The sequence below is a fragment of the Deinococcus marmoris genome, from assembly GCF_001949125.1.
GTDB lineage: Bacteria > Deinococcota > Deinococci > Deinococcales > Deinococcaceae > Deinococcus > Deinococcus marmoris_A.
The window spans coordinates 36,373-58,090 of record NZ_MSTI01000007.1 but is presented as its reverse complement, the minus strand read 5'-3'; the positions used below and the strand labels follow the sequence as shown (position 1 = coordinate 58,090).

Here is a 21,718-nt window from a genome sequence, read left to right as displayed (position 1 = left end):
CCCCTGGGGCCTTTTCTATTGCGGTGGCTTGTTGGCCTCCGCCGTCCTTACTGGCTTGCCCCGCTGGCCATGACCGCGAGCAGCTCTTTCGCATAGTCCCGGGCCACCGCGTCTGCTTCAGCCCAGGTCAGCGCCTGCACGTCCTGCACCTGGAAGAACTCCGGCTGCCGGTGGTGCTGCGAGGCCCAATCGTCGAAGGCCCGGCCCACGCGGTCCAGCAGGTCCTGGTGTTCGGCGGGACTGAGGTTGCCCAGCCAGTCCGACGGGCGGCGGGCGCTGAGCGGCCTGTCCCGGTGCATGTCGTAGGCCGTGATGCGGGCGTCGCCGATCAGTCCGTCCAGATCCGGCAGGAAGCTGCTGGCGAGTCCTGGAGCACAGCGCCCGATGTATACCCATGGCTGATCGCTCTCTGGGATGGCTGGGGTGGTGGGATCGCTGAGCGAGTCCAGTGCTGAAGTGCCTTGATCGGGGTCTGGTCCATGGAAGGGGCCGCTGGGGTGACGGCTCCAGCACCAGAGGCGGTTGTCGGGTGGAGTGGGTTCAGTCATGGGTAAAACCTCGTTGAGTTAGTTGGGGTTACATAACTGATGTAATCGGCTGCCTTGTGACTCTTCTGACCCAGCATCCGCCACGGCTTAAGCTGGGTCATGTCTCTTGATCTGATGGCCGCCCGACTGGACCTTGCCGCCCGCTCGGAACGGCTTGCCCGGCTGGAACCCGACGCGCTGAGGCGAGAGGCCCTGCGCTGGGCTGCCGAGCGGGACGAGGCGGGCCTGTGGGATCTGACCGAGGCATTTCTGGTCACCAGGGGAAGTGCAGGCGCGCGGGTCAGCCAGAACACCCTGATGAGCTACCGCGCCGGACTGTCCGCCTTCCTGAACTGGGCTGGCCCTGGCGGAATGAGCCTGCTGCGGCCCCGTCCGAATGACGGGTACGGGTACGCCCGCCATCTGGAAGCCTCCGGGCTGGCCCCAGGCAGCGTGCGGGTGCGACTGGCGGCAGCGCGGGCGCTCTTCGCAGCGCTCCGGTGGTCAGGAGCGAGCGACGCGGCCCCGCTGACGGACGTGCGGGCCGCCCCCGATCCGGTTCCGGCGTGGCAGAAGCGCCAGCCCTACAGCAAGGCGGACATTGAGTTGCTACTGAGACAGGCGGATCCACAACAGAAGGTCATGGTGTTGCTGGGTGCGCACTGTGGGCTGAGGGTGGGGGAGATGGCGGGTTTGATGCGGGCAGACCTACACCTGACGGCGGAGCGGCCTTACCTGACCGTGACCGGCAAGCGGCAGAAGCGTCAGGAGGTGCCGGTGTCGCGGAGGTGCGGCGTGGCACTCTCGCGCTGGGTAGAGATGACGCCGAAGCTCGGGCCGCGCGTCCTGAATTGGGAGACCCGAAAAGGCATCAGCGACAGCCTGCGCGAGCTGTGCAAGGTGACTGGCGTGCGGTATGTGGGGCGCGAGGTTCACGGCCTGCGCCACACAGCAGGCACCGAGGTCTATCGCCAGACACGCGATCTGCTGGAGGTGCGTGACCACCTGCGCCACGCCTCGGTGGAGACGAGTTCGCTGTACGTCAATCATGCGAGGCAGCAGGACCGGGCTGTGAATCTGGACTGGTGAAACCGAGGAAAACGGCTTTTGCACGGTTATACCGAACGGTGCAATTCCGGCAGAAAGTTATACGGGGCGCTTCCTCAAACCAAAGGTGTCCCGTAGGGCGTCCCAGAATGCTCTGCCGCCCTCGGACTGGCCATAGAACGGCCCGGCGGGTGGGGGTGGGCGGTTCCGGGGGCCGCCGTCGTACGGTTCATCCGGCCAGCTCAGGGTCAGGCGTCCGGTGGGCGTTTCGGCAAAGCCTCGGTGCCAGTAAATGACCTCGCAGCCGAGACTGTTGGCTTGACTCGCCACCTTTATGGCCAGGGCGGGCGGCACGTGAATGTCGCAGCTCGTCTGGCCGAGGCACGCTACCGGAAACGCCACGAATCCAAGTTGATGAACCAGCGCATCTGCGGCCAGCTCCTCTTTGCGCAGCCTGCGGGCCGCGAAGGCACGGCGGGCCAGATCCTGACCCGTGATCGTGCCGCGTTCCTGATGGTCAGACATCCAGGGCCTCCGGGTTTTCCGGCCAGTTGACGTTCAGCCGCGCCTTGGTGGCCTCGGGGAAGGGCAGGCTGGCCCACGCCTCGAACCGCAGCGCGTGCAGCTCCTCCACCAGCCGGACGCGCACGCGGGCCGGAATGAGGTAATCGGTCAGGCACGTCTTCTTGTCAGCGGCCTGGACGGTGATGGCGTGGAGGACGTGGGTGAGTTCGTCCGCGACGGGTTCAGCCCGCAGCGCCGCGTGGGTGATGGCGGCGGCGTCTCTGGCGTTGCGGACAGTTTGGGGGGTTGTTGGCATGAACACTCCTTTGTTGGCGGCGGGCGCTGGACTCGAACCAGCAAGGACCTGGGTCCGCCGTGATTGGCCAGCAGCTAGCCGTTCTGCTGGCACACCCGCAAGCGCTGGACTACTTCATGGGATCTCCTTTCGCCGTGCAAAAGACTGCGGCGGCGGGCCGGGCTTGACCTCCCGGTGAGGCTGAGGTTCGGCGGCTCCTGGCTCAACCAGGGACTGCCGGTAAGGCCCGGACAGGTCCAGCGCAGAGGGCCACCTGTGTTGTCCTGTCCGGGCTTGCTGCTACGCAATGCAGGGTCTGTGCGCGCATGGGGCGCGCGGCCCTGGCCTCTGGCAGAGAATGCCGACTGTCGCCCGTTTTCTCTCAAACGGAGCCGAACGTCACCCTGCTGGCCGGGTGGGCCTCCCTGTCGCGGTGTGTGGCGAGCGCGGGACGCGCGGCGCATTGCGCCTTTAAGCCAGTGTCTTAATTGACGCTGGCGGTTGATGGCCGGATGTTCTGGCCGAGGGTGGGGAAAAGCCGCAGTGGACGCCCAGGGACATCCAGCGCAGCGGAAAGAAGCGCCCTGACGCTACTTGGAACAGGGCAGCCAATGGCGGACGGTGGCCCTCCACGAACGCCGGATGACGCGCCTCACAGTCACGGGGTAGGGCGTGAAATTCCCTGTCGTCCAGTCCGGTGGTTCAAGCCCTCCTGATCGGGAATGCCTGCCGGACCTGCTACGCGCGTGCGCCCCCCGTAAGGGGCGTGGTGCCTCAGCAGTCACTCTGTCAGAGGCGGGTGCCCTGCGGTCAATTCCGCAGCGCTGGAATTCGGGAGCGGCGGGAGTCGAACCCGCTGTTTTCGGTCTTCACTCGGACCTATCCCCATCCATTGGGGTTTCGCTCCCGACACCGCCCCAGCGCAAAGGCTGAGGCGTGGGTATTGCGTCTTCGTGGAATCGGGCATGTGGGCCGTGCGGCGGGCCTGCCTATGCCGTCAACTCGGCAGAGTCCGCGACGACCGCCCTGGCTGGGATTGGCGGCCTCCTTGTCTCGCGTCAAGGGAAACGCCCCGCGCGGGCCAGCGCCGAGGAAGAGGCTGGGAGTTCGCGGGTTCTCAGGGGTGCAGGGACCTTTGGCCGTGTCTCGCCGGACCTGCTGCCACGGGGCAGTGGTTTCCGTCTTCACGCGCCGCTCCGGCTGAGCCGGTGGGGCCTGCACAGCGTCCCTATCCTGCTGGGACGCCTTGAAGCTCATGTTGTCATGCTGCCCGGTCCTCGGTGGGACCTTTGGTGGCCGGGATTAACGTGGGACGGCCATCCACGGGGAAGGTGTTAGGAAGGCTTGCCGTACAACACGGGCCAGCGGGCCTGGGCGTGGTCCTTCAGATCCGCGATCAGGGCCGAGACGGCCTCTTCCTGGGCCGCACGCAGGTCACCGTGGACGGTCAGCAGCAGGAACTTGCCCGCGTCGTGATCGAATTCGACGTAGACGTTGACCTCGTACAGGTCACCGCGCGCGTCAGGGATGTCGTAGACGGGCACGTTGAGCTTGATGACCTCCGGGGCGCTGCCCCCGTTGCGGTCTGCCACGCTCTGGCGGATGCTGCTGTCCAGGGCGTTGCTGGCCGGGCGCACCTCGCTGGTCTGCTCCCGGTTGTTCGTGAACTTCAGGGCGCTGAATGTGTCGATCACCGTGGGATCCACGTGGTCCCGCAACTCGGTGCGCAGCAGGCGGGTCAGTTCCTTCTGGGTCAGTGCGGTGAGCTGCTTCCACGAGGCCACCCGCACGAAGGCCGGGTGCAGGGGCAGGTTCAGCACGGCGGTAAAGCGCTGATCGATGTCGTCGTCCTCGCATAGCGCCACGATCTGGCCGTCCGAGACGTAAATCGCCTCCAGCACCCCGGCCTCGTGGCTGGCCTCGGCAGTGATTTTCAGGCTGGGCAGGTCAAACACGGTGGTGTTGTGGTGGTCCAGTTCCACCACGAACAGGTAAGGCTCCCCTTCTTGATTGCGGATCAGGTGGGTGCTGCCGGGGCGGGCATCTTCGATCAGGATGCCGTTGGCTTCCTTGGTCAGGCGTTCAACGTCTTGAATGGCGGTGCTGTCGAGGTGGCTCATCAGTTGCTCCCGGCACGCAGCAGCGGCATCTGGGCGAAGGTGGCCTGAATCACGGGCTTGCCGTCTGCGCCAATGCTCTCGGCGACGTTCAGGAATTCACCGCTGCTGGCGCGTGGCGGCGAGCTGGTCTTGACGTCGGCCAGGACGCCCACGCTGTTCAGCCCGGCGCGGCCCTGATCCAGGGTGCTGGCGCGGGGTTTGAACTTCAGGGTGATGGTGACCGTGCGGGCCTTTTCCAGGCCGGGGCGGCGCGAGCAGTCGGCCATCATTTCCTCAATGGCGGCGTTGATCGCGTAGCCGATACCGCCAGCTTCCAGCTCTCCGATGGTGTCGTGCGTGAGGGGCGGGGCTTTCTCGGACATAAGGACTCCAGTGGGCCGGGCTGCGGCGTGAGGGGAGGTGGAGAGGGTGTTTAGCGGCGCTGCTTCTTGCGGGCTTCCTTCTTGGCCTTGCGGCGGGTTTTGGCCTGGGCCTTGACCTGGGCAGTGCTGGCCCGCTGGGCGGTGAAGGTGGGGCGCACATCGGCGGTGTCGGTGGTCTGGCGGGCCGGGAAAAGCAGGTCATCCCCTCGGGCGTGTTCGCCCATGCGCAGGCGGGCGTCCATCAGCGGCGCTTCATGTGCGGAAGGTGGCGGTGGGCTTGGCTTCTGGGCAGGTGGGCGATGATGGCCCCGCCTGCGTAGGCCGCGATCTGCTCGGAGCGGCCCGCCACGCTGAATGCGCCGCTGTGGTTCAGGAAGTTCTGCGGGCGTTTGGTGCCGGGGTTGGCGTACACGGCGAGGTGCTTGGCGGGCGTGCGCTCGATCAGGCGTTCGGTGGCCATGCTCATGGCTCCAGCGGGGGCGATGTGGCGGGCGTTGGCGGTGGCTCGGCGTTCAGTTCGGGTGCGCATGGCTTGGACCTCCTGGGGTCAGTTGAGGGCGTCGGTGGTGGTGTCGGGATCAAGCAGGGGCAGATCGCCCAGGCCCTTGAGGTTGAACGTGCCAGTGGGCAGGGCAAAGTCGTCGGCGGGGCTGAAGACGTGTTCACGGCGGTTGAGGATCACCGTGCGCGGCGCGAAATTGTCGTCGTGGTAGGTGGTCTGGACGTGGGTGCCGTTGAACGCCGTGACGATATGGACGCCGCAGGTGTAACTGCGGTCTCCGCAGGCGGAGTTGGCGGTGATGGTGTACTTCTGGCCTTTCATCAGCTCTTGCATCGGCGGAACCTCCGGGAGTGGGTGAGGGAAGTGATGCCTGTCGTTTACGTAAAGCGAGTGCGCGGGGCTGTGGTGTAATGGCCCATGTCCACTCTTTTGGCTGCCGTGTTCCTGATCGTGGGCGCGGCCCTGGTGTATGCCGCCGTCCATGCCCGCCGCAGCACGCCACGTCCACCGATGGCCAGCACCTTCAGGAGCGTGGTGGTGGGCGCACTCGTGTTTGTTGTGGGATTGGGCATCCTGGGGGTGTTGCCCAGTGGGGCAGACCGGCGCACCGCAGCGCCTGCGCCGTGGCGAGCTGCCCCACCTGCGCGCACGGATATCCAGAACCTCGCCATCGTGGCGGGCGTCAGCGAGAACGATCCCGAGTTGACCCGCCAGTACGCCCGCCTCCAGACGCTGTGTCCACCCGCGAACGTCAGCGTCGCGGACCTGGTGGTCAACTTGCAGCAGATGGTGCGCAGGGAATCAGGCCGCGATATGCCGCTACCCGACGTGATGCGGCAGCTCGCCACGGCGCAGGAAGGCGGTGCCAAGGCGGGCATGACCTGCACGGAAACTGGCGGCATGCTGGCCGAGCTGCTGATCAAAGGGATGTAGCTCATGCGCTGGCCGCGTCCAACGTCATCGGGTCATCCGCCTGCGCGCTGCTGGCCAGCCACTTGGCCAGCAGTTCATGGGCGTGATACGCGAGGTTCTTGACGGCCAGGCCCATAAATCCGGCCTCAAACACCGCCGGGTCCACCCGTTCGCGGCAGGCCAGGAGTTTGGTCAGGAGCTGGCGCAGTTCTTCGAGCTGCGCGTCGTCCTGCACTTCTTCCAGCGTGGGCGGCTGATAGGGGCGGGGCGACATGGGGCGCTGGGCAGCGGCGAGCAGCTCAGGCGGGTAGGTGCGACTGGGATCGGCGTCTGGGAACAGGCCATGTGGAGCCGGAATGTTGCGGCTCATGCCCTCGCCTCAATCAAGCGGCCATCCTGGCTGTGCTGCGCGATCAGGCCACGCAGATAGCCACAGCCCTCTGGGAAGCGGCGGGCGGGCAGACTGGTGTATTTCGCCAGAGGCAGGCCCGCTTCCCCGAATTTGCTCTTGAACGCCCGGTACGCGGCGCTGTACCCGCCGGGGATGACGCGGGCCAGCTCCTGACACAGCGCGTAGATGGTGGCCTCCATCTCGGGGTGCATGGCAATGGGCGTATTGTCCAGTCGGACCTCCAGCGCGGCGGTGGTGGCCTGCAACACCCGGACCTCCTCACGGGTCTGCTTCATGCCGCGCAGGCTCAGCTCCAGCAGTTCCAGAGGATCGGTGGGCAGGATCGGCGCAGGGGCCAGGGCGACGCGGCGGCGGTACTCCCCGAACGCCTGGACCAGCTCGCGCTTCATGGGGACGGTGGCGTCGCTGTTGCGAACCAGAGTCAGGAGGAAGTAGCACTGGTCTTCGTTCAGGAGGGCATGACGGGATTTATTTGCGGCTCCAACGCTGTTTTTAACAGTCTCCATTTCAAATCGCAGGTGTCCAAGGCGACTAAAATCCTCGGCATAATCATCAATGAGACTCATCAGGCTTTTGTGCTTGTTTTCCATGCGGGCAGCGAGATGGCGGCTGTCCGCCCGTGCCTCGCCCTGGAATTCTTGAACTGCTACAATGCTGGTCATACGAGAACCTCCAAAACGCCCCTGGGATCTGACCCCTGGGGCAACTTCTTTTTTAGGACGTGGGGTTGAGGGCGGGTTCTATGTACTGACCTCCTACGACTGCGCCAAGAGTGGCTGGCAGCCCCAGTGCTTGGGCTGCACGATCCCACTCCTCGGGGTTCTCGGTAAAATCGCGTGGGCTACAGCCGTAGGCAGCAGCCAGCGCGAGCAGGGTTTCCATTTTTGGATTGGTGGGTACCTTGGCGTCGCCACGCCCCTCAAATGCCTCAATCGTCTTGTAGTTCAAGTGCGCTGCGCGGGCTGCTGCCTGGACAGATCGGATACCCGCCGCCAAGCGGGCAGCGCGTACCTTTTCACCAGCTACTGAAATCATGACAACAAAATACCACTAACTGGGGATTTTTGGAAGACGGTGAAACGCGCCACCACTTAATCAGCTTGTGGCTAATACCGATCAGAACACTTAGCTTGCCGCGTATTTTTGCGCTGGCAACGGGGTTTACTTCACATGGACCCTTGTATAATTCTCCCAGCTACTGGTAAACTTGCAGATAGGAAGTGCTATGACTGACACAAAACGCTACACGCGACGCCGCGCAACTCCACTCCCAGAGAGTGTTGAGACGGCTCAGCATCGCGGGCAAGTGTTTCAGCACATTCTGGATTCCAGAGAGATTTTCCTAGAGGACTTCGCAAAGAAATCCAATATCGCGCTCAGCACCCTCGGCATGTACATCACCGGGGAGCTGGACATTGCCCGCATGCGGCAGGCCACCGCTGAGCGTTTCATAGGCACGCTCGGAATTACCGACAAAGAGGCGTGGAAGTTGTTCCACATCCCTCTGCCGCAGCAGCGGTCTTTCAGGACGTTCCGGCCAAAGCCCTGGGGGCACGGTGAGGATTCTCGTAACCTCATCGAGTTGGAATTAAAAAGTCCTCTCCACGGAGAGTGGACAGTTCCTGCCGGGCATATTGTCCAAATTGACCCAGACAGCACTCTGGAAGGAATCGTCATCACCGAACTGGACGACGGCAGATTGTTCGCACTGCCCGCGCAGCTTGCTGCTGGCCGGGGCCGGGTTATGGGTCAGTTGGTCGGCGCGCTGGCCGCGTTCAAAGAAAAGTAAGACTCAGCAGCCGTGGCAGGGATCGTTGCCGATCCTGGAAGGGCTGCCCTGTGACCCATCACTGCCCTTCAGTTTGATTGCACCAGCAGGAGCAGTCGCCAGGATCAGACAGAGGACCGTTAGCAGTAATTTTTTCATGCCTCCAGTGTGCGGCCACTGGAGGGCTGTCCGCAATGGTAAGTTCCTGTGATTGCCCCTGGCAGCGCCCACCGGCCCCCATGCTCAAACAGGACGGCCTCCCGCGCCATTCTCCACTGGTGTTCCAGGCCCACCCGCTCCTGATCTGCGGCGGTCTCAATCAGGTGTTCCAGGGCCACCAGGATGGCCCCAAAGTTGGGTGCGCGTCCTGGCCGCGTCTGGACGTTCTGCTGGGCATAAGCAGCCAGCACCTGCGCCGTGGTGGGGGAGCCTGAACGCGTCATCAGCGTGTTCGCAGCCAGCGCGATCTCCCGGTGTGCCCCTGGTCCCACGCTGGCAATCACCACCGCCTCTGGCATCAGCCGCGTCATGATGCTCAGCACGTCATCTGTGCTGCCCAGTCGCCTCAGCGCGTCAGACAGTGTGGCGACAGTGTTGAGGGGGTCTGCGACAGTGCCGCCGCGCGCAAGGGCCTGAAGACCGATTCCAGCCCAGAGCGCGGCCATGTCCGCCTGCCGGGGAGGTGTCGCCCCGATCAGATCGCCCACCAGCCTGGCCCCTGTCACCGTGCGCGAGTAATCAAGAGCCAGCGCCAGGACGGCGTAACTGCCGACCAGCGAGTGGCCCAGATCAGAGACGCGGGGGACGGTCTGCCCGGCCCAGGCTTTGGCCCAGGTTCGGGCGGCGATCTGGGAAGCGCTGCGGAGATGATCGCCGCCGTCGATGCCCTGCAAGGCCAGCGCGGCAGTGTGGTACATGTTCCCAGCCTCTGAGGCCAGTGAGGCGCGGCGGTACTCCCCCCGCTGCAACAGTGCAGCCGCGTAATTTCCGCTGTGCCAGCTCCTGCGGCCTTCGGCCATCGGTTCAGCAAGGTCCTGGTGGATGATCTCAGGGACCGCGATTCCGAGCCGCACCTCAATCACCCGCGCGTGGAACCGCAGGAGCTGGGCGCGCTCTGGCAGCCCTGCGGCCTCTGCGGCGGCAATGCCGCGCCCAAGTTCCACCAGCGCTTCCCCAGGACGGCCCAGAGCGGCCAGAGAGGAGCTGCGCCCCAAGTAGAACCATGCCAGCCCGTCCTGATCGGTGCGCGCAGAACTGGCGCGGGGCATGGGCATGTCCAGAGCCTCATCGTGTTCACCCACCTGGCTGGTAATGGCAACGGACAGGCCCATGGCGAGGGGGGTCTGGAAAACAGCCAGTCGCTGGCAGGCCTCCTGCATTTTGCGTAGATGGTTTGCAGTTAGCGCCGCACGCGCCCAGACGGCGGTTTGCTTCAGCCCTGGCCCCGGTGGCACGGCAAGAATGGCGTCAGCGCCTCGTTTCTTCAAAGCGGCGTCAACCTCTTCTGGCCCCCAATTGGATGTTCCGGGCATATGTCTCCTGTGTGAATTACGGTAGCAGACAAATCAAGTTCAGGTGGGCGTTGCCGACCTTCCTATCTACTGGAGATATTGTTGCATAATATCCCCAGTAGATGGTAAGATTGTTTCAAGCCAAAAAGGCACTCCCCCGCCGAATGCCGCTAAGCAAATCCAGGCGAGGGAGTAACGGAGAAAGCATGACGCACACCGCCCCCGAAAGCAAGCCCCACACCTTCCCCCACGCGGACGCCGCCCAGTGCGCGTGCTGCGGCCTGGCGCTGAGCAAGGGCGGCTACGACGTGCCCTTCATCGGTGTTGTCGGCCCCAAGTGCGTCCTGAAGTTCGTCGCGTTCGCTGAAGTACTGAAGTTCATTGAGGGACGCGCGATCACCACCACCGCCAGCCGCGAGTTCAACTTCAGCGCCAGCCGCGTCATCACCGGCCTACGCGTGCTTGGTTTTGAGGTCAGCACCGACGGCGGCACATTCCACGTCGCGCGCCGCACCCGCCGCCTGAACGACGTGGTCAAGAGCTGGAAGAAAGTGCGCGCTGAGTTCGAGCGGGATCTGAAGGCGGCCAGCGGGCTGGAAGGACAGGTGGCGGCGTGATCCGCCGTCCCGCCCGCTCTCGCCTCGCCCGCCTGCGCCGCCTGCATGCGCTGGCGCTGTTCTCCGAGCTGTCTGCCGATCCCTGCACCCCTGAGCGCCGCACCCGCGCCCGCCGCAGTGACCGGATCGCGCGGGCCTGCCGGATGGAACTGAACCGCATGGCGGCGGCATGAGCAAGCAGATTCTGGACGCTGGTGACGAAGTGGTGATCACCCGCGACAGCTGGAGTGCCCAGCAGGCATGCGTCGTTTCGATGGACGAATACGGAACCTACACACTGGCTGCCGAGGGCGGTAGCGCGGCTGGGTTGATTCTCCATATGAAGCGTACCGAGCTGATCCGCTGCAATGGCGATCTCCAGATAGGCGACTGGGTGCGCGTGAACGGCACCTGCGAACAGGCCGTCAGCATGGACGTGGACACCCTGGAGGATGAGCCGGGCCTGATCGTGGACGATTACCCGGAGAAAGGCGGGCCAGATTTCAAGGTGTTCTTGCAGGGCGAGAACCGCCCTTACGAGTGCCGGGCCGGGCAGCTCACCCGCGTGGCCCGCAAGGATCAGCAGTGAACCTCCCCTGGCTCCCCACCACCAGCAGCACCAAGCGCCTGGAAGCGGACCTGAAGGCGCGTGGCTGGCGGGTTTGGTGGACGCAGGGCGGCAGCGTGCGTCTGTTCTCCCCGGAGGGCGACACCATCGAGGTGGACGGCGCAACCCCGGCTCAGGCCATGCGGAACGCCTACGCCTCAGCGCAGGAATACAGCAACGCGCAGGTGGTTGAACTGGCCCTCGACAACTGGCAGGAACTGGCGGCGCGGGCATGATGGACTCCACCCGGCCCGGCCTGCTGGCCCGCATCGAAACGTATCTAGCCTCCCACCCGTGGGCCTCTGTGCGCGTGATCGCCGAGGAATTGCCCCGCCCCATCCGCGCCCCACTGGACCCGGCAGGCGTGAGTTCATTGCTGCTGTGTCTGAAACGCCGGAAGCGCGTGGAATCCCGCCGCCAGTTCGAGGAGGGCATGCCCGTTCTGGGCTACCGCCTGACCGCTGCGGCCTGCCCGGTGACTGCCGAGCTGCGTCAGGTGCAGGACTCCATCCACCCGGACGTGCCTGCCCGTGACGTGTTGCTGGCCGACGTGCGCCGCCGCCGGGAGGAACGCCGCGCTTTGATCGAGCAATACGCCCAGCCCACGCCGCCATCCCAGCTCAGCCCTTTCGATCAGCTCCTGGAGGACTGCCGATGAATTACCCGATCTATTCCACCGCTCCTGCCCCGACTGCCCTGCGTGCCCGGCTGCGCCGCGCGAACCTGCGCCGCCGTTTGAGTGGGCCAGTGATGGCGCTGGCCTTGCTGATTTGCCTGCTGGCGGTCCAGTCTTTCTCGCTCCCCGCGTTTCTGCTGGGCGCGGCTCTGGCTTGCCTGGGCGTGCGCTGGAGCGGGCAGCCGATCAGCGCATGGGTGGATGTCGGACCACTGGAGTGGTTTTAGTGGCTGTCGTTCAGGACCACGAAGCGCGTGGGGGTTGCCCCAGGTGCCAGCACCTGTTTCCCGAGGACATTCTGGAGAACGCCTTCGGCCACCTGAGTGACGGCGTGCTGTATCTCGCCTGCCCAAACTGCCGCCAGGAGCTGACCGTGGAAGTCAAGTTCGTCTGGAGCGAGGTGCTGTCGTGACTGCCCCCACCCATCCTGCCTGGAATCAGACCCATGGGCACGTTGCCTTCGATTTCCTCAGCCCCACGCCCGCCCACATCAAGGACGCTGATGTGGCGCACGCGCTGGCCCACATCAACCGCTTCACCGGCCATCTCAATCGCGCCTTCTCGGTGGCGCAGCACAGCCTACTGGTGGTGGAACTGCTGGCCGAGCGTGGCCACCGGGACGCCGGGCTGCTGCTCCAGGGCCTGGTCCACGACGCCGCAGAATGTTACGTGGGGGACGTGTCGGCCCCGCTCAAGCGCCTGTTGCCGGACTACCAGAAAGTCGAGGCGCGCGTCTGGGCAGCGTGCGCGGCCCACTACGGCGTGCCCGTGGAGCTGGACCCCGCCGTCAAGGCGATGGACTGGCACGCCTGCCGCCTGGAAGCGCACGCGCACCTCCTGGGTGGGCCGATATACGGCTGGGCCGGAGAGGACGAAACGGAAGCCCTGAGTCAGCGGGCGCGCAACATCCTGTACGGCTACCACGCGACGTTCACCATTGAGCGCCGCTTTCTGGTGACACTGGATTTCCTGCGGGATGCGGCAGCGATGCAGCAGACGGTCCTCATGGAAAGACTGGGCGCGCGGGGCTGGCTGTGATCTTCTCTCTCGCTCCCACCACCGAGTCCTATGACGTGCTGCGCCTGACTTCTGAGACGGCCCAGTGGGAGTTCGGCTGTCACCGCGTGCTGTTTGGCGTTCGCGTGGTGGCGAACCGCGTGGGCGGTGGCGTGTATGCCGTCAATTACTGCGCGGGCGCGGACCCGGTGCGGATCGGCGTGTTGCGGAGTCTGGTGCAGCAGATTCTGGAGGGGTTGCCGGAGTCGGTCAGCGAGGGTGAGGTGCTGGCCCTGATGCCGCGTTGGACGGTGCGGCCCATGCACAACGATCCGGTGTGTTTCGAGGCCCTGGTGCTGCTCGCCCGGCAGGCCACGGCGAAGGCGGGGGCGGCGTGAGTGTCGTCGTCCCTGGGAGCGACATCCACAAGGTCCTCGTGGCGCTGAGCGAGTTCCTTGGCGTGCCGATGACCACGCGCGAGCTGGTGGACGAGACTGGCCTACCGCTCAAGCAGTGCAGCGGCTACATGTGGACCCTGCGGAAGCGCGGGCTGGCCCAGTCTCGCCCCAGTGATCAGCGCAATGGCCAGACGCTGGAACACTGGGTGGGGGAGCTGCTGTGACGGCTGCCCCGGTCCTGCGCTGGCCTGGCAGCAAGTGGCGCATTGCCGAGTGGGTCATCGGGCACCTGCCGCCCCACAAGGTGTATTGCGAGCCGTTCTTCGGTTCTGGCGGCGTGTTCTTCCTCAAGCCCGAGGCCGCCACCGAGATCATCAACGATCTGGACGGCAACGTGGTGGCGGTCTTCCGGGTGCTGCGAACCCAGCCACAGGCACTGGCGGAGCAGGTTTCCCTGACGCCCTGGGCGCTGGACGAGTACGAGGCATGTTGCGCGGCCCTGCTGGCCCCGGACGAATTGCCGGATCTGGAACGCGCCCGCTGCATGATCACGATCACCTGGCAGCAGTACGGCAAACGGGCCATGCAGCGCAAGACCGGCTGGCGCTTCCGGGGTGTCGATCAGCAGACGCCCCTCACAGCCTGGCGCAACCTGCCTGAGCGGATCGCCTTCGCGGCTGACCGCCTGATGAATGCCCAGATCAGCAACCTGGACGCTCTGGCGCTGATCCAACGGGTCAACAACTCAGAGACGCTGCTGTACATCGATCCGCCCTACCTCGGAGAAACCCACAAGGCTGGGCGGCTGTATGACCATGAATTGAAGACGCCTGCTGAACATCAGGCGCTGATCGATGCGGTACTCGGGCACGTCGGCCCAGTGGTCATGAGCGGCTACCCGAGCGCGCAGTACTCCGAGCAGCTCGCGGGCTGGCACCTGGTCAGCACCACCGCACGCGCCCAGAGCAACGGGCACCGTCAGGAATGCCTGTGGATCAATCCGGTGGGCTGGAGACGGCTGCGTGGCACGCACGGCAGCTTGGATTGGTTGGGCCAGGACGGCGGCTTAAATGACGTCTAAGATGGCCCGCGCCTATCAGCGCCAGTCTGCCGAGGCGGACCGCGAGAAGGGCTTCATCGGTGATCCGCTGCGCCTGCCGTTCTTCCGCATTCTGGAGGAGGTCCGGCGCGTCCGTGTGTCCGAGGCTTACCGCCGTCTTGTCCAGGCCGGGGCCGCTGCCCTGACGCTGAGCCAGCAGGAAGAGACGTATCTGGACGCCGTGCGGGGTCTGGACGAGCATGACCTCGGCGTAATCGTGCGGGCGTTCCACCAGTTGATCACCGACATGGATGACCGGCCCTATACCGATCTGCTGGGTCCGGTCTACATGGAGATTGGGCATCGGCTGGACCGTGCTGCTGGGGCGGAGTTTTACACCCCGCGCAGCATCTGCCGCCTGATGGCCCAGATGACCCTGAGCGCCGATCTGACCCCCGGTGAGGTGCTGCACTGCAACGAACCCGCCTGCGGCACGGGCGGCATGATCCTGGCCTTCACTGAGGTGCTGATCGAGCGCGGCGGCCACCCGCTCAACGTCTGCTGGACCGCCCAGGACCTGAGCGCCCGCTCCTGCTGGGCCACCTTCCTGAACCTGACCCTCTGGGGCCTGCCCGCGCAGGTGGTCTGCGGCAACACGCTGGCCCTGGAGAACCGCTGGACGTGGCGCAACCGCTTCTGGGATCTGGCGATGCCGTATCACAACCTCAATGCACCCCTCCCCGAAGAGGACGCCCAGTTCGCCCGCGTGGTGGACGCCATGCGCGGTTTCCTCAACTCGCCTCCACCCACTCACCCGCAGCCGGAGTTTGGTCCGCTGTTTGGAGGCCCCCTGTGAAGTCACCCACCTACGCCCCACTGTTCCCGTACCTCGCTGTCCGCCTGAACGCTGGGCTGCTGGCCGAGGGTGAACTCGTAATCGACAACTTTGCTGGCATCGGCGGGGCCAGCTCTGGGATAGAGGCCGCATTGGGCCGTCCAGTGGACCATGCCATCAACCACGATCCGGTGGCCGTCAGCCTGCACCGCGTCAACCACCCTCACAGCCACCACAGCGTGGAAGACGTGTGGCATGTGGACCCACTGGAGGTCACGCGCGGTCAGCCGGTGGCGCTGTGCTGGTTCTCTCCCACATGCACGCACTTCAGCAAAGCCAAAGGTGCGGCGCTGCTGGATCGGGGCATTCGTGGCCTGGCCTGGGTGGCGGTCCGCTGGGCGGCGCTGGTTAAACCCCGCGTGATCATCTTGGAGAACGTCGAGGAGTTCCGCGACTGGTGCCCGTTGTTGCCCGACGGCAGACCGGACCCCGCGCAGAAGGGCCGCACCTTCAACAGCTTCGTGAACGCACTACGCTATCAGGGCTACCAGGTGGAACACCGCGAGCTGCGGGCTTGCGATTACGGCACACCCACCATCAGGAAGCGCCTGTTCCTGATCGCCCGCCGGGATGGCCTGCCCATCGTCTGGCCCGCGCCCACGCACGCCGCCCCGACAGACCCCTGCGTGAAAGCTGGCCTGCTGGAATCCTACAAATCCGCCGCGTCCTGCATCGACTGGGACATCCCCTGCCCCTCCATCTTTGACCGGAAGAAGCCGCTGGTGACGAACACCATGAACCGCGTGGCCCAGGGCCTGCGTCGCTTCGTTCTGGAGGCTGCCCAGCCGTTCATCGTGACCTGCAACCACAGTGGGGCAGGGTTCAGAGGTCAGGGCCTGGATCAGCCGTTCAACACCATCACCGCCGCCCACGAAGCGCACGGCCTGACGCGCCCGCTGCTGGCCCCGTATGTGGTCAACAAACAGCACAGCAATCCTGCGCGCTCGCCGGATGCGCCGCTCTCCACCGTGACCACCAACCACAACAAGAACGAACTGCTGGGCGCGTACTTTGTCCCTCGCAACGGTGAAGCGCCCGGTCAGCAGGCCCGCGCGGTGGACGTGAACATGCCAGCCGCCACCGTGACCACCACGGCGAACGGGGCGCGGCTGGTGGTGGGCCAGGTGCTGAAGTTCAACACGGGCAGCGTGGGCCAGAGTGCCGACAAGCCGATGTATACCGTGACCACCGGCGGCACGGGCGCAGCGGCCCCACTCGGGATCTCCACCGCCCACTTTGTCCAGCACAACGGCGGCAGCCTCCCGCCCGAAGACGCCAGCTATTCCGCTGACCGCCCGGCGCGCACCGTGCTGGCCCAGGGTGGTCCGCAGGCACTGGTGACCGGCGCGCTGCTCAAGACGGATAACCAGCGCAGTTGGAGCCAGTGCGTTTACCCCGTCACGGCCCAGCTCCCCACCGTGGTCAGCAAGAACAGCTACGGCCTGACCACCGCCTGCCTGACCGCGTACTACGGCAGCAACGGCGAGGGCGATCCAGGCCAGGAAGCGGACGTGCCGCTGCGGACCATCCCCACCCGTGACCGTTTCGGCGTCTCGGCAGCCACCCTCATGCGCCAGCTCGGCACCAGCAACGGCGCGGACATCACGGCCCCTGCCCCCACGGTGATGACCCAGGGCAGCGGGGGGAAAACGGGTGTGATCACCGTCACCTGCTGGCCTGCCCTGACCAGCGCGGAGCTGGATCGGGCGCGCGAGGTCCATGCCTTCCTGCTGGCGTATCTCGGAGAAGGCGCGCTGGCCCCTTACAGCCGCGACGGCCTGGTGGTCCTGAACATCCGGGGCGAGTGGTACGTGCTGGCGGACATCGGGATGCGGATGCTCAGCCCGCGTGAGCTGGCGCGCTGCCAGGGGTTCCCAGACTCGTTCGTGCTGGAGCGGGATGCTGAGGGCAAGTCGATCAGCAAGGCCCGCCAGGTGCGTGGCATCGGCAACAGCGTCTGCCCACAACTGGCGCAGGTGCTGACCCATGCCCAGCTCAGCGCCGTGGTGGCCGAGGCGGCGGACTGAAATGCCAGACCATGACGTCACTGCTCAGTTCATGATCGAGGCCCCCCAGAGCTACATCCCCCTGTTCACTGTCCACCGTGAGCGTGTCGGCCCGGTCTTCGGCGCGGCCCTAGCGGTGGCGTTCGGGCATGCCATCGACGCGCCCACCAACCTGCGCGTCACGTTCACGGACCGCTTCCAGTTGGTGGAGGCCAACGGGCAACACGGGCGCGTTCCCAGCAGTGAGGAGGTTCAGGGCCTGCTGCTGGGCGTGGCCGTCGCCCTGGCTATAGACCTGGGCGGCCACCGGCACACCGTTGTAGACCTGAAGTCCGGGAGGGTCACCGATGCCTAACCACAGAGAGAAGCCCATCATCTTCAGCGCCCCTATGATTCCCGGCCTGCTGGACGGCAGCAAGACGCAAACCCGCCGAATCATCAAGCCCCAGCCCCACGCGGGCCTGCGCGCCTCTCCGTTCGTCCCCAGCGGTCTGGAGGACGGCCACGGGCGGCAGGTCAAGTGGAAGTACGCCGAGGGGGACCGCTTATGGGTGCGCGAACGGTTTCTGCTTGACCCCAGCGCAGATGACGATGCCTGGTTCGACGACGACGCCCGGCTGAGCTTTTTTGAGTGGGACGGGGGTGAACGCCGAACCGCCGATCTGCCGCAGGCGCTGCGTATCCGGGAGAACGTGCTGTATGCCGCCGATCAGCAGGAGCCGGAGTGGCAGTGGAAGTCTCCGATCTTCATGCCCCACTGGGCCAGCCGCATCACCCTGGAAGTCACGGCAGTCAGCGCCCAGCCCGTGCAGGCGATCACCGAGGCCGACGCACGGGCCGAGGGTGCACCCGCTGAATTCCTGATGGACGCTGCCAGTTTTGTGCAGGGGCAGGCGCTCCCCGAGTCCACCCACCGCAATGGCTTCAGGAGTCTCTGGAATCAGATCCACGGGGCAGGCAGTTTCGAGGCTGAGCCGTGGGTCTGGGTCTGGGCCATCACATTCAAGCGGGTGGAGGCATGACCTGGCCCGCCCACCGCGTCTCTCCCTGCCAGATGGGGGACCGTCACGCGGTGCTGTCGGTCCTGAGCGCTGAGCCGTGTGCCCGTGAGGAGATTCTCGCGCGGCTGGCGCGGCGCAGTCAGGAGATCACCCGCCTGGGCCACCGCCTGAGCGAGCTGTGCGTTCTCGGGTACGCCCGGCGGGACGAGGGCAGCTACGCGCTCACCGCCAGGGGCGAGACGTTCCTGGAGGACCTCTGGTGTCCCAGTCCATTGACGAAGGAGTGCAGGTCCGGTTTGTCGTGCCGATCTTTGCAAACCCCCACCTGAACGAGTACTACGCCGCTGGAGAACGATTCGGCACCGTCCTGCGTCATTGCTGGTACGTGCCAGGCATCGGCACCTGCTGGGCCATCCAGACCACCACCGGCGAGGAGATCCATGTCATCGAGAAGACCTGGGAACTGAGTGTCATCACACCCCCATCTGCACCCCTGTCAGTTCCCAAACCCACCCAACCCAAAATGCCGAGCCTGTTCGGCGCAAGGAGCCAACCGTGACCGCCTCAATGATCAATCCTGCCGACATCGCCGCCATCAAAGCCCAGCCGCGCCGCGCCCCCACGGCAGACCTTGTTCCCCCAGAGGACTGCGCCCTGTCCTTTGCCCGCGCTGCCCGCCTGACGGACCGGGAGTGGCGCAGGGCCTGGATCAGCGCGATGGACGTGCTGACGGTCCACACCACGGCGGCGCGCAAACGGGAGGACGGGAGCGAGATCGCCGCGTACCTGCTGGACCGCACGCTGGACCTGACCTCGTTTGCCCTGACCGAGTTTGCCGGGGCCTCTGCCGATCCGCGCCGCCGCATCCGGGACCGGACGGATGAGGCGCTGGCGGTGATCTGGGACGGCATCAAGGCCAGCATCTCGGAGGGCATCGAGGTGTACCGCACCGAGATCGAGGGGCAGAGTCAGGCCACCCTGGCTGCCGAGCGCGAGCAGATGACTGCCGGGGCCGATGCGGCTGCCCGTGAGGCGACAGAGGCGCGGCGGGCGCTGGATGCCGCCTCCGCCCAGTTGACCCGCGAGCGCGAGGCGTCAGCGCGGGAGATTGCCCGCCTGACCCGCCTGCTGGACTCCGAACGCAGCGCCAACAACAACCGGGAACGCGACGCCCGCAATGAAGCCCACCAACTGCGGCAGGACCTTGCCTCCAGCCGCACCGTGATCGCCAGTCTCAACGCCGAATGCGAACGCCTGGAAGCCCAGGTGGCCGCGCCTATCGCTGTGGAGGAAGTGCCTATGCCCAGTGATCAGCCCAAGAATGCCCTGGAGAGCGCGAGTCTGTGCCTGTTCCTGCGGAAGAAGCAGAACGCGCCAGGGCTGACCTGGAAGGAGAACCAGCGTCTCATGCTGCTACCGGAATCCCATCCATTTGTCCTTGAATGGCGAGCCGCCTATCCCACCCCTGAAGCCATGCTGGCCCAACTGCGGGCTGTGGTGTTGCCGATGCTGGGGCGGGTGGCCGCGTGAAGACCTTCGCGCATGGGGAGGTCATTCCAGCAGGGATCGTCACGCCCCGCCTGACGCCAGAACTGAAGGCGCGGGCCGAACAGTTGACCGAGGAGCTGCACGCCGCTGGTTTTGACGTTGTGCTGGCCCTGAATGCGCCTAAAGGGGAACAGGTGCCGACATGGCTGCTGGGTGACGCCGTGCATCTGCTCGCTCGACTGGCCCGGACGGCGGAATACCTCCAGAAGCAGACCTGCACCTGCGACACCTGCCGCAAGGCACGGAAGGAAGTGCGGGCGTGAAGGGCAAGTGGGGCGGCAACTGCAACCGGACGGCCTGCCAGCAGCCGGGCGCGGTGTGGTGGAACTCCAGCACGCGGGCGTTCTATTGCCAGACCTGCGCCGCGAAGATCAACGCATTTAGTGTCGGGGCCGATGGGTACGCGCTGTGCGTGTTGAGCCAGGACGGCCAGGAAGTGGCAGCGCCCTACGGCGGAGAGGTGAAGGCATGACGCGCATCGTCGAGCGGGCCAAAGCGTTGCTGCCCGCTGCTCTCCACGCCGTCGTGCAGGCCCGCATGGAGGAAGGCCGCGAGAAGTACGGTCAGGAGCTGGACGAGTGGCCGGGGACACCGCGCCGGGCGGCCATCATGCGTCTTCAAGAGTTGTTGGACGGCGTGAATTATGCGTTGTTCGAGGGGGACGATGAAGGGGCGCAAGCTGATGCTGCCCAGACTGCCCGCATTCTGGCACGCTGGCCAGACCTAACGCCGGAGGAGATGGGCGTGCGGGAGACCACGCTGCCGCCTATACCTGCCCTCAGCGCCGATCAGCCCACCTACCTCTCCCTCGGTGTCCCGCTGGCCGAATATCAGGAGGCAGAACAGGAGATCCTTTGCTGGAATCCTATGGACATGGCCCGGTTCGCACATCTCTGGCGCGCAGGCGGCCATGACATCGCCCCCAAGATGGAGGCTGAGCTGGGATACATGAATCGTCATTTTCTTGGGATGGCCCGCCAGCACGGCATGAAGTGGCGTGAGGTTGCCTCTGCCGAGCTCAAGGAAATGCAGGAGCGCCGCGCCGCCAGCACGGTACAGGAGCTCCCCGATGACCAGTAGCCCCATGTCCGAGCTGGAGCGCCTGGACCGGGCCTGTCGCGCCGTGTCCGCCAGCATCGCGGAGTTCGACACGATCACAGACCCTAAGCTGATCGACGAACTGGACGCCGCGCTGGACGGCTTGCTCTTGCCAGCGCCGGAGCCGGGCCACTCCGAGGCAACACTCAACACGTTCACGGTGGAACTTGGCGCGCTCTGGGACAAGAAGGTGGCAGGCACGGATACGGAAGGGGACCATGCCGCCTTCCTGGCTGCCCGTCATGCCATGTTGACCGCCCTGAAGGCCCCGGTGGACTCCGGCTTCTGTGCCTGCGAGGGCTTCGACGAGTGCGTAAAGCTCGGGGTGATCAAGCACGCCAGCCACCAGGTGCTGAACACGGCCACGGGCACCCTCCGCACCGTCCACTACTTCCATATCGGCCCGGACAGCGAGAACGGGGTGATCATCCAGTACTGCCCCGGCTGCGGACGGGTCATCAAAGTGAACCAGGAGGCGCTGGCCGCATTCTCAGAAGGGGAAGATCATGCCTGACCAGTGGAAGGCAATGCTGGCCGAGTACCGATTTACTCGGACTGATGGCCACCCCCTGACTGCCAGGCAGCAGCGGGAGATGGACGACAGCATGTTCGAGCTGATCGGTGGCTGGGCGCAGCAGCGCGGGCTTGCCGTTGAGGGTCAAGCGCTGTTCGAGCGGATGGGCGACGACTTGCCCGACGGGGCCAGCAGGTGAGCGAGCGCTTTCGCCACAAGCGGGGCGGCCCCCACACGCTGCTCAAGCGCCGCCTCTATGCCCGAGGTTGCCCATGAATGAACCATGCACCCACTGCTGGCACACCACTGGCCCTGCCCTGCTCTCTATGCCACCCCAATGCCCGCAAACCTGCTGTCGCTGCGGGGGAACGCGCATACTCAAGG

38 protein-coding genes and 1 tRNA gene are annotated in these 21,718 nt (G+C 65.5%); 26 read left to right on the top strand and 13 right to left on the bottom strand.

Annotated features, from left to right (window positions below; all coding sequences use genetic code 11):
- Positions 1-47: 47 nt before the first annotated feature.
- Positions 48-548, bottom strand: coding sequence for a hypothetical protein (locus BOO71_RS01010; protein ID WP_075830139.1), 501 nt, complete (start codon positions 546-548; stop codon positions 48-50).
- Between the two features lie 99 nt (positions 549-647).
- On the opposite strand from BOO71_RS01010, the gene BOO71_RS01005 reads away from it, so the two are divergent.
- Positions 648-1,616 carry a tyrosine-type recombinase/integrase gene (locus tag BOO71_RS01005; RefSeq protein ID WP_075830138.1) on the top strand — a complete coding sequence of 323 codons (969 nt, stop codon included), beginning with the start codon at positions 648-650 and terminating at the stop codon, positions 1,614-1,616.
- A gap of 57 nt (positions 1,617-1,673) precedes the next feature.
- Here BOO71_RS01005 and BOO71_RS01000 read toward each other — a convergent pair whose 3' ends face one another.
- The 8 genes from BOO71_RS01000 to BOO71_RS00970 all read right to left on the bottom strand — a co-directional run bounded on the left by BOO71_RS01000 (position 1,674) and on the right by BOO71_RS00970 (position 5,690).
- Positions 1,674-2,099: a hypothetical protein gene (locus BOO71_RS01000; protein ID WP_075830137.1), complete on the bottom strand. Its 426-nt coding sequence runs from the start codon at positions 2,097-2,099 to the stop codon at positions 1,674-1,676.
- On the bottom strand, positions 2,092-2,394 hold the full coding sequence (locus BOO71_RS00995; RefSeq protein ID WP_075830136.1) for a hypothetical protein: 303 nt from the start codon (positions 2,392-2,394) through the stop codon (positions 2,092-2,094). The genes BOO71_RS01000 and BOO71_RS00995 overlap by 8 nt, the downstream gene beginning before the upstream one ends.
- 811 nt (positions 2,395-3,205) lie before the next feature.
- A tRNA-OTHER gene (locus tag BOO71_RS27505) sits at positions 3,206-3,281 on the bottom strand.
- Positions 3,282-3,707: 426 nt separating this feature from the next.
- Positions 3,708-4,493: a hypothetical protein gene (locus BOO71_RS00990; protein ID WP_075830135.1), complete on the bottom strand. Its 786-nt coding sequence runs from the start codon at positions 4,491-4,493 to the stop codon at positions 3,708-3,710.
- The gene (locus tag BOO71_RS00985; RefSeq protein WP_075830134.1) at positions 4,493-4,855 is read right to left on the bottom strand and encodes a hypothetical protein; all 363 of its coding nucleotides are present in this window, start codon (positions 4,853-4,855) and stop codon (positions 4,493-4,495) included. The genes BOO71_RS00990 and BOO71_RS00985 overlap by 1 nt, the downstream gene beginning before the upstream one ends.
- Before the next feature lie 50 nt (positions 4,856-4,905).
- Positions 4,906-5,097, bottom strand: a complete 192-nt coding sequence (locus BOO71_RS00980; RefSeq protein WP_075830133.1) for a hypothetical protein — start codon at positions 5,095-5,097, stop codon at positions 4,906-4,908.
- Positions 5,097-5,384 carry a hypothetical protein gene (locus BOO71_RS00975; RefSeq protein ID WP_075830132.1) on the bottom strand — a complete coding sequence of 96 codons (288 nt, stop codon included), beginning with the start codon at positions 5,382-5,384 and terminating at the stop codon, positions 5,097-5,099. The genes BOO71_RS00980 and BOO71_RS00975 overlap by 1 nt, the downstream gene beginning before the upstream one ends.
- Positions 5,385-5,402: 18 nt before the next feature.
- The gene (locus BOO71_RS00970) at positions 5,403-5,690 is read right to left on the bottom strand and encodes a hypothetical protein (protein ID WP_075830131.1); all 288 of its coding nucleotides are present in this window, start codon (positions 5,688-5,690) and stop codon (positions 5,403-5,405) included.
- Positions 5,691-5,774: 84 nt separating this feature from the next.
- On the opposite strand from BOO71_RS00970, the gene BOO71_RS00965 reads away from it, so the two are divergent.
- Positions 5,775-6,290 (top strand): hypothetical protein, encoded by a 516-nt coding sequence (locus BOO71_RS00965; protein ID WP_075830130.1) that lies wholly within the window; start codon positions 5,775-5,777, stop codon positions 6,288-6,290.
- 1 nt (position 6,291) lies between these two features.
- Here the strand turns inward: BOO71_RS00965 and BOO71_RS00960 are convergent, their stop codons facing one another.
- The 3 genes from BOO71_RS00960 to BOO71_RS26630 are packed head-to-tail and all read right to left on the bottom strand — an operon-like array spanning position 6,292 to position 7,716.
- Positions 6,292-6,639: a hypothetical protein gene (locus BOO71_RS00960; RefSeq protein ID WP_075830129.1), complete on the bottom strand. Its 348-nt coding sequence runs from the start codon at positions 6,637-6,639 to the stop codon at positions 6,292-6,294.
- Entirely contained in the window at positions 6,636-7,343 is a 708-nt protein-coding gene (locus BOO71_RS00955) for a Rha family transcriptional regulator (RefSeq protein ID WP_075830128.1), read from the bottom strand. The genes BOO71_RS00960 and BOO71_RS00955 overlap by 4 nt, the downstream gene beginning before the upstream one ends.
- Positions 7,344-7,395: 52 nt before the next feature.
- Complete coding sequence (locus tag BOO71_RS26630; protein WP_139322661.1) at positions 7,396-7,716, bottom strand: helix-turn-helix domain-containing protein; 321 nt, start codon at positions 7,714-7,716, stop codon at positions 7,396-7,398.
- A 190-nt stretch (positions 7,717-7,906) separates the two neighbouring features.
- On the opposite strand from BOO71_RS26630, the gene BOO71_RS00950 reads away from it, so the two are divergent.
- Positions 7,907-8,470: a hypothetical protein gene (locus tag BOO71_RS00950; RefSeq protein ID WP_139322660.1), complete on the top strand. Its 564-nt coding sequence runs from the start codon at positions 7,907-7,909 to the stop codon at positions 8,468-8,470.
- A 134-nt stretch (positions 8,471-8,604) separates the two neighbouring features.
- Here BOO71_RS00950 and BOO71_RS00945 read toward each other — a convergent pair whose 3' ends face one another.
- On the bottom strand, positions 8,605-9,780 hold the full coding sequence (locus BOO71_RS00945; RefSeq protein ID WP_139322659.1) for a hypothetical protein: 1,176 nt from the start codon (positions 9,778-9,780) through the stop codon (positions 8,605-8,607).
- A 386-nt stretch (positions 9,781-10,166) separates the two neighbouring features.
- Here BOO71_RS00945 and BOO71_RS00940 point away from each other — a divergent pair, with 386 nt between their 5' ends.
- The 23 genes from BOO71_RS00940 to BOO71_RS00840 are packed head-to-tail and all read left to right on the top strand — an operon-like array spanning position 10,167 to position 21,533.
- A complete protein-coding gene (locus tag BOO71_RS00940; protein ID WP_075830125.1) occupies positions 10,167-10,577 on the top strand; it encodes a hypothetical protein in 411 nt (136 codons plus the stop codon).
- Positions 10,574-10,750, top strand: coding sequence for a hypothetical protein (locus tag BOO71_RS27500; RefSeq protein ID WP_175607324.1), 177 nt, complete (start codon positions 10,574-10,576; stop codon positions 10,748-10,750). The genes BOO71_RS00940 and BOO71_RS27500 overlap by 4 nt, the downstream gene beginning before the upstream one ends.
- A complete protein-coding gene (locus BOO71_RS00935; protein WP_075830124.1) occupies positions 10,747-11,145 on the top strand; it encodes a hypothetical protein in 399 nt (132 codons plus the stop codon). Before BOO71_RS27500 ends, BOO71_RS00935 begins: the two co-directional genes overlap by 4 nt.
- Entirely contained in the window at positions 11,142-11,399 is a 258-nt protein-coding gene (locus BOO71_RS00930) for a hypothetical protein (protein ID WP_075830123.1), read from the top strand. The genes BOO71_RS00935 and BOO71_RS00930 overlap by 4 nt, the downstream gene beginning before the upstream one ends.
- A complete protein-coding gene (locus tag BOO71_RS00925) occupies positions 11,396-11,821 on the top strand; it encodes a hypothetical protein (RefSeq protein WP_075830122.1) in 426 nt (141 codons plus the stop codon). The genes BOO71_RS00930 and BOO71_RS00925 overlap by 4 nt, the downstream gene beginning before the upstream one ends.
- Positions 11,818-12,066, top strand: coding sequence for a hypothetical protein (locus BOO71_RS00920; RefSeq protein ID WP_075830121.1), 249 nt, complete (start codon positions 11,818-11,820; stop codon positions 12,064-12,066). Before BOO71_RS00925 ends, BOO71_RS00920 begins: the two co-directional genes overlap by 4 nt.
- On the top strand, positions 12,066-12,251 hold the full coding sequence (locus BOO71_RS00915; RefSeq protein WP_075830120.1) for a hypothetical protein: 186 nt from the start codon (positions 12,066-12,068) through the stop codon (positions 12,249-12,251). Before BOO71_RS00920 ends, BOO71_RS00915 begins: the two co-directional genes overlap by 1 nt.
- Positions 12,248-12,877 carry a hypothetical protein gene (locus BOO71_RS00910; RefSeq protein ID WP_075830119.1) on the top strand — a complete coding sequence of 210 codons (630 nt, stop codon included), beginning with the start codon at positions 12,248-12,250 and terminating at the stop codon, positions 12,875-12,877. The genes BOO71_RS00915 and BOO71_RS00910 overlap by 4 nt, the downstream gene beginning before the upstream one ends.
- The gene (locus BOO71_RS00905; RefSeq protein WP_075830118.1) at positions 12,874-13,233 is read left to right on the top strand and encodes a hypothetical protein; all 360 of its coding nucleotides are present in this window, start codon (positions 12,874-12,876) and stop codon (positions 13,231-13,233) included. The genes BOO71_RS00910 and BOO71_RS00905 overlap by 4 nt, the downstream gene beginning before the upstream one ends.
- Positions 13,230-13,457: a hypothetical protein gene (locus BOO71_RS00900; RefSeq protein ID WP_075830117.1), complete on the top strand. Its 228-nt coding sequence runs from the start codon at positions 13,230-13,232 to the stop codon at positions 13,455-13,457. The genes BOO71_RS00905 and BOO71_RS00900 overlap by 4 nt, the downstream gene beginning before the upstream one ends.
- The gene (locus BOO71_RS00895) at positions 13,454-14,314 is read left to right on the top strand and encodes a DNA adenine methylase (protein WP_075830116.1); all 861 of its coding nucleotides are present in this window, start codon (positions 13,454-13,456) and stop codon (positions 14,312-14,314) included. The genes BOO71_RS00900 and BOO71_RS00895 overlap by 4 nt, the downstream gene beginning before the upstream one ends.
- Complete coding sequence (locus BOO71_RS00890) at positions 14,304-15,128, top strand: N-6 DNA methylase (RefSeq protein WP_083652819.1); 825 nt, start codon at positions 14,304-14,306, stop codon at positions 15,126-15,128. The genes BOO71_RS00895 and BOO71_RS00890 overlap by 11 nt, the downstream gene beginning before the upstream one ends.
- A complete protein-coding gene (locus tag BOO71_RS00885; protein WP_139322658.1) occupies positions 15,125-17,194 on the top strand; it encodes a DNA cytosine methyltransferase in 2,070 nt (689 codons plus the stop codon). Before BOO71_RS00890 ends, BOO71_RS00885 begins: the two co-directional genes overlap by 4 nt.
- Before the next feature lies 1 nt (position 17,195).
- Entirely contained in the window at positions 17,196-17,528 is a 333-nt protein-coding gene (locus BOO71_RS00880) for a hypothetical protein (protein WP_075830114.1), read from the top strand.
- Positions 17,521-18,195 carry a hypothetical protein gene (locus tag BOO71_RS00875; protein WP_075830113.1) on the top strand — a complete coding sequence of 225 codons (675 nt, stop codon included), beginning with the start codon at positions 17,521-17,523 and terminating at the stop codon, positions 18,193-18,195. Before BOO71_RS00880 ends, BOO71_RS00875 begins: the two co-directional genes overlap by 8 nt.
- Positions 18,192-18,503 carry a hypothetical protein gene (locus tag BOO71_RS00870; protein WP_075830112.1) on the top strand — a complete coding sequence of 104 codons (312 nt, stop codon included), beginning with the start codon at positions 18,192-18,194 and terminating at the stop codon, positions 18,501-18,503. The genes BOO71_RS00875 and BOO71_RS00870 overlap by 4 nt, the downstream gene beginning before the upstream one ends.
- Positions 18,476-18,733, top strand: a complete 258-nt coding sequence (locus BOO71_RS26625) for a hypothetical protein (RefSeq protein WP_175607323.1) — start codon at positions 18,476-18,478, stop codon at positions 18,731-18,733. Before BOO71_RS00870 ends, BOO71_RS26625 begins: the two co-directional genes overlap by 28 nt.
- Positions 18,730-19,704 carry a hypothetical protein gene (locus BOO71_RS00865; RefSeq protein WP_139322656.1) on the top strand — a complete coding sequence of 325 codons (975 nt, stop codon included), beginning with the start codon at positions 18,730-18,732 and terminating at the stop codon, positions 19,702-19,704. The genes BOO71_RS26625 and BOO71_RS00865 overlap by 4 nt, the downstream gene beginning before the upstream one ends.
- Positions 19,701-19,985: a hypothetical protein gene (locus BOO71_RS00860; RefSeq protein WP_075830110.1), complete on the top strand. Its 285-nt coding sequence runs from the start codon at positions 19,701-19,703 to the stop codon at positions 19,983-19,985. The genes BOO71_RS00865 and BOO71_RS00860 overlap by 4 nt, the downstream gene beginning before the upstream one ends.
- Entirely contained in the window at positions 19,982-20,194 is a 213-nt protein-coding gene (locus BOO71_RS00855; protein ID WP_075830109.1) for a hypothetical protein, read from the top strand. Before BOO71_RS00860 ends, BOO71_RS00855 begins: the two co-directional genes overlap by 4 nt.
- Positions 20,191-20,802 carry a hypothetical protein gene (locus BOO71_RS00850; RefSeq protein WP_075830108.1) on the top strand — a complete coding sequence of 204 codons (612 nt, stop codon included), beginning with the start codon at positions 20,191-20,193 and terminating at the stop codon, positions 20,800-20,802. Before BOO71_RS00855 ends, BOO71_RS00850 begins: the two co-directional genes overlap by 4 nt.
- On the top strand, positions 20,792-21,334 hold the full coding sequence (locus BOO71_RS00845) for a hypothetical protein (protein WP_139322655.1): 543 nt from the start codon (positions 20,792-20,794) through the stop codon (positions 21,332-21,334). Before BOO71_RS00850 ends, BOO71_RS00845 begins: the two co-directional genes overlap by 11 nt.
- A complete protein-coding gene (locus BOO71_RS00840) occupies positions 21,327-21,533 on the top strand; it encodes a hypothetical protein (RefSeq protein ID WP_075830106.1) in 207 nt (68 codons plus the stop codon). The genes BOO71_RS00845 and BOO71_RS00840 overlap by 8 nt, the downstream gene beginning before the upstream one ends.
- Positions 21,534-21,718: the final 185 nt, after the last annotated feature.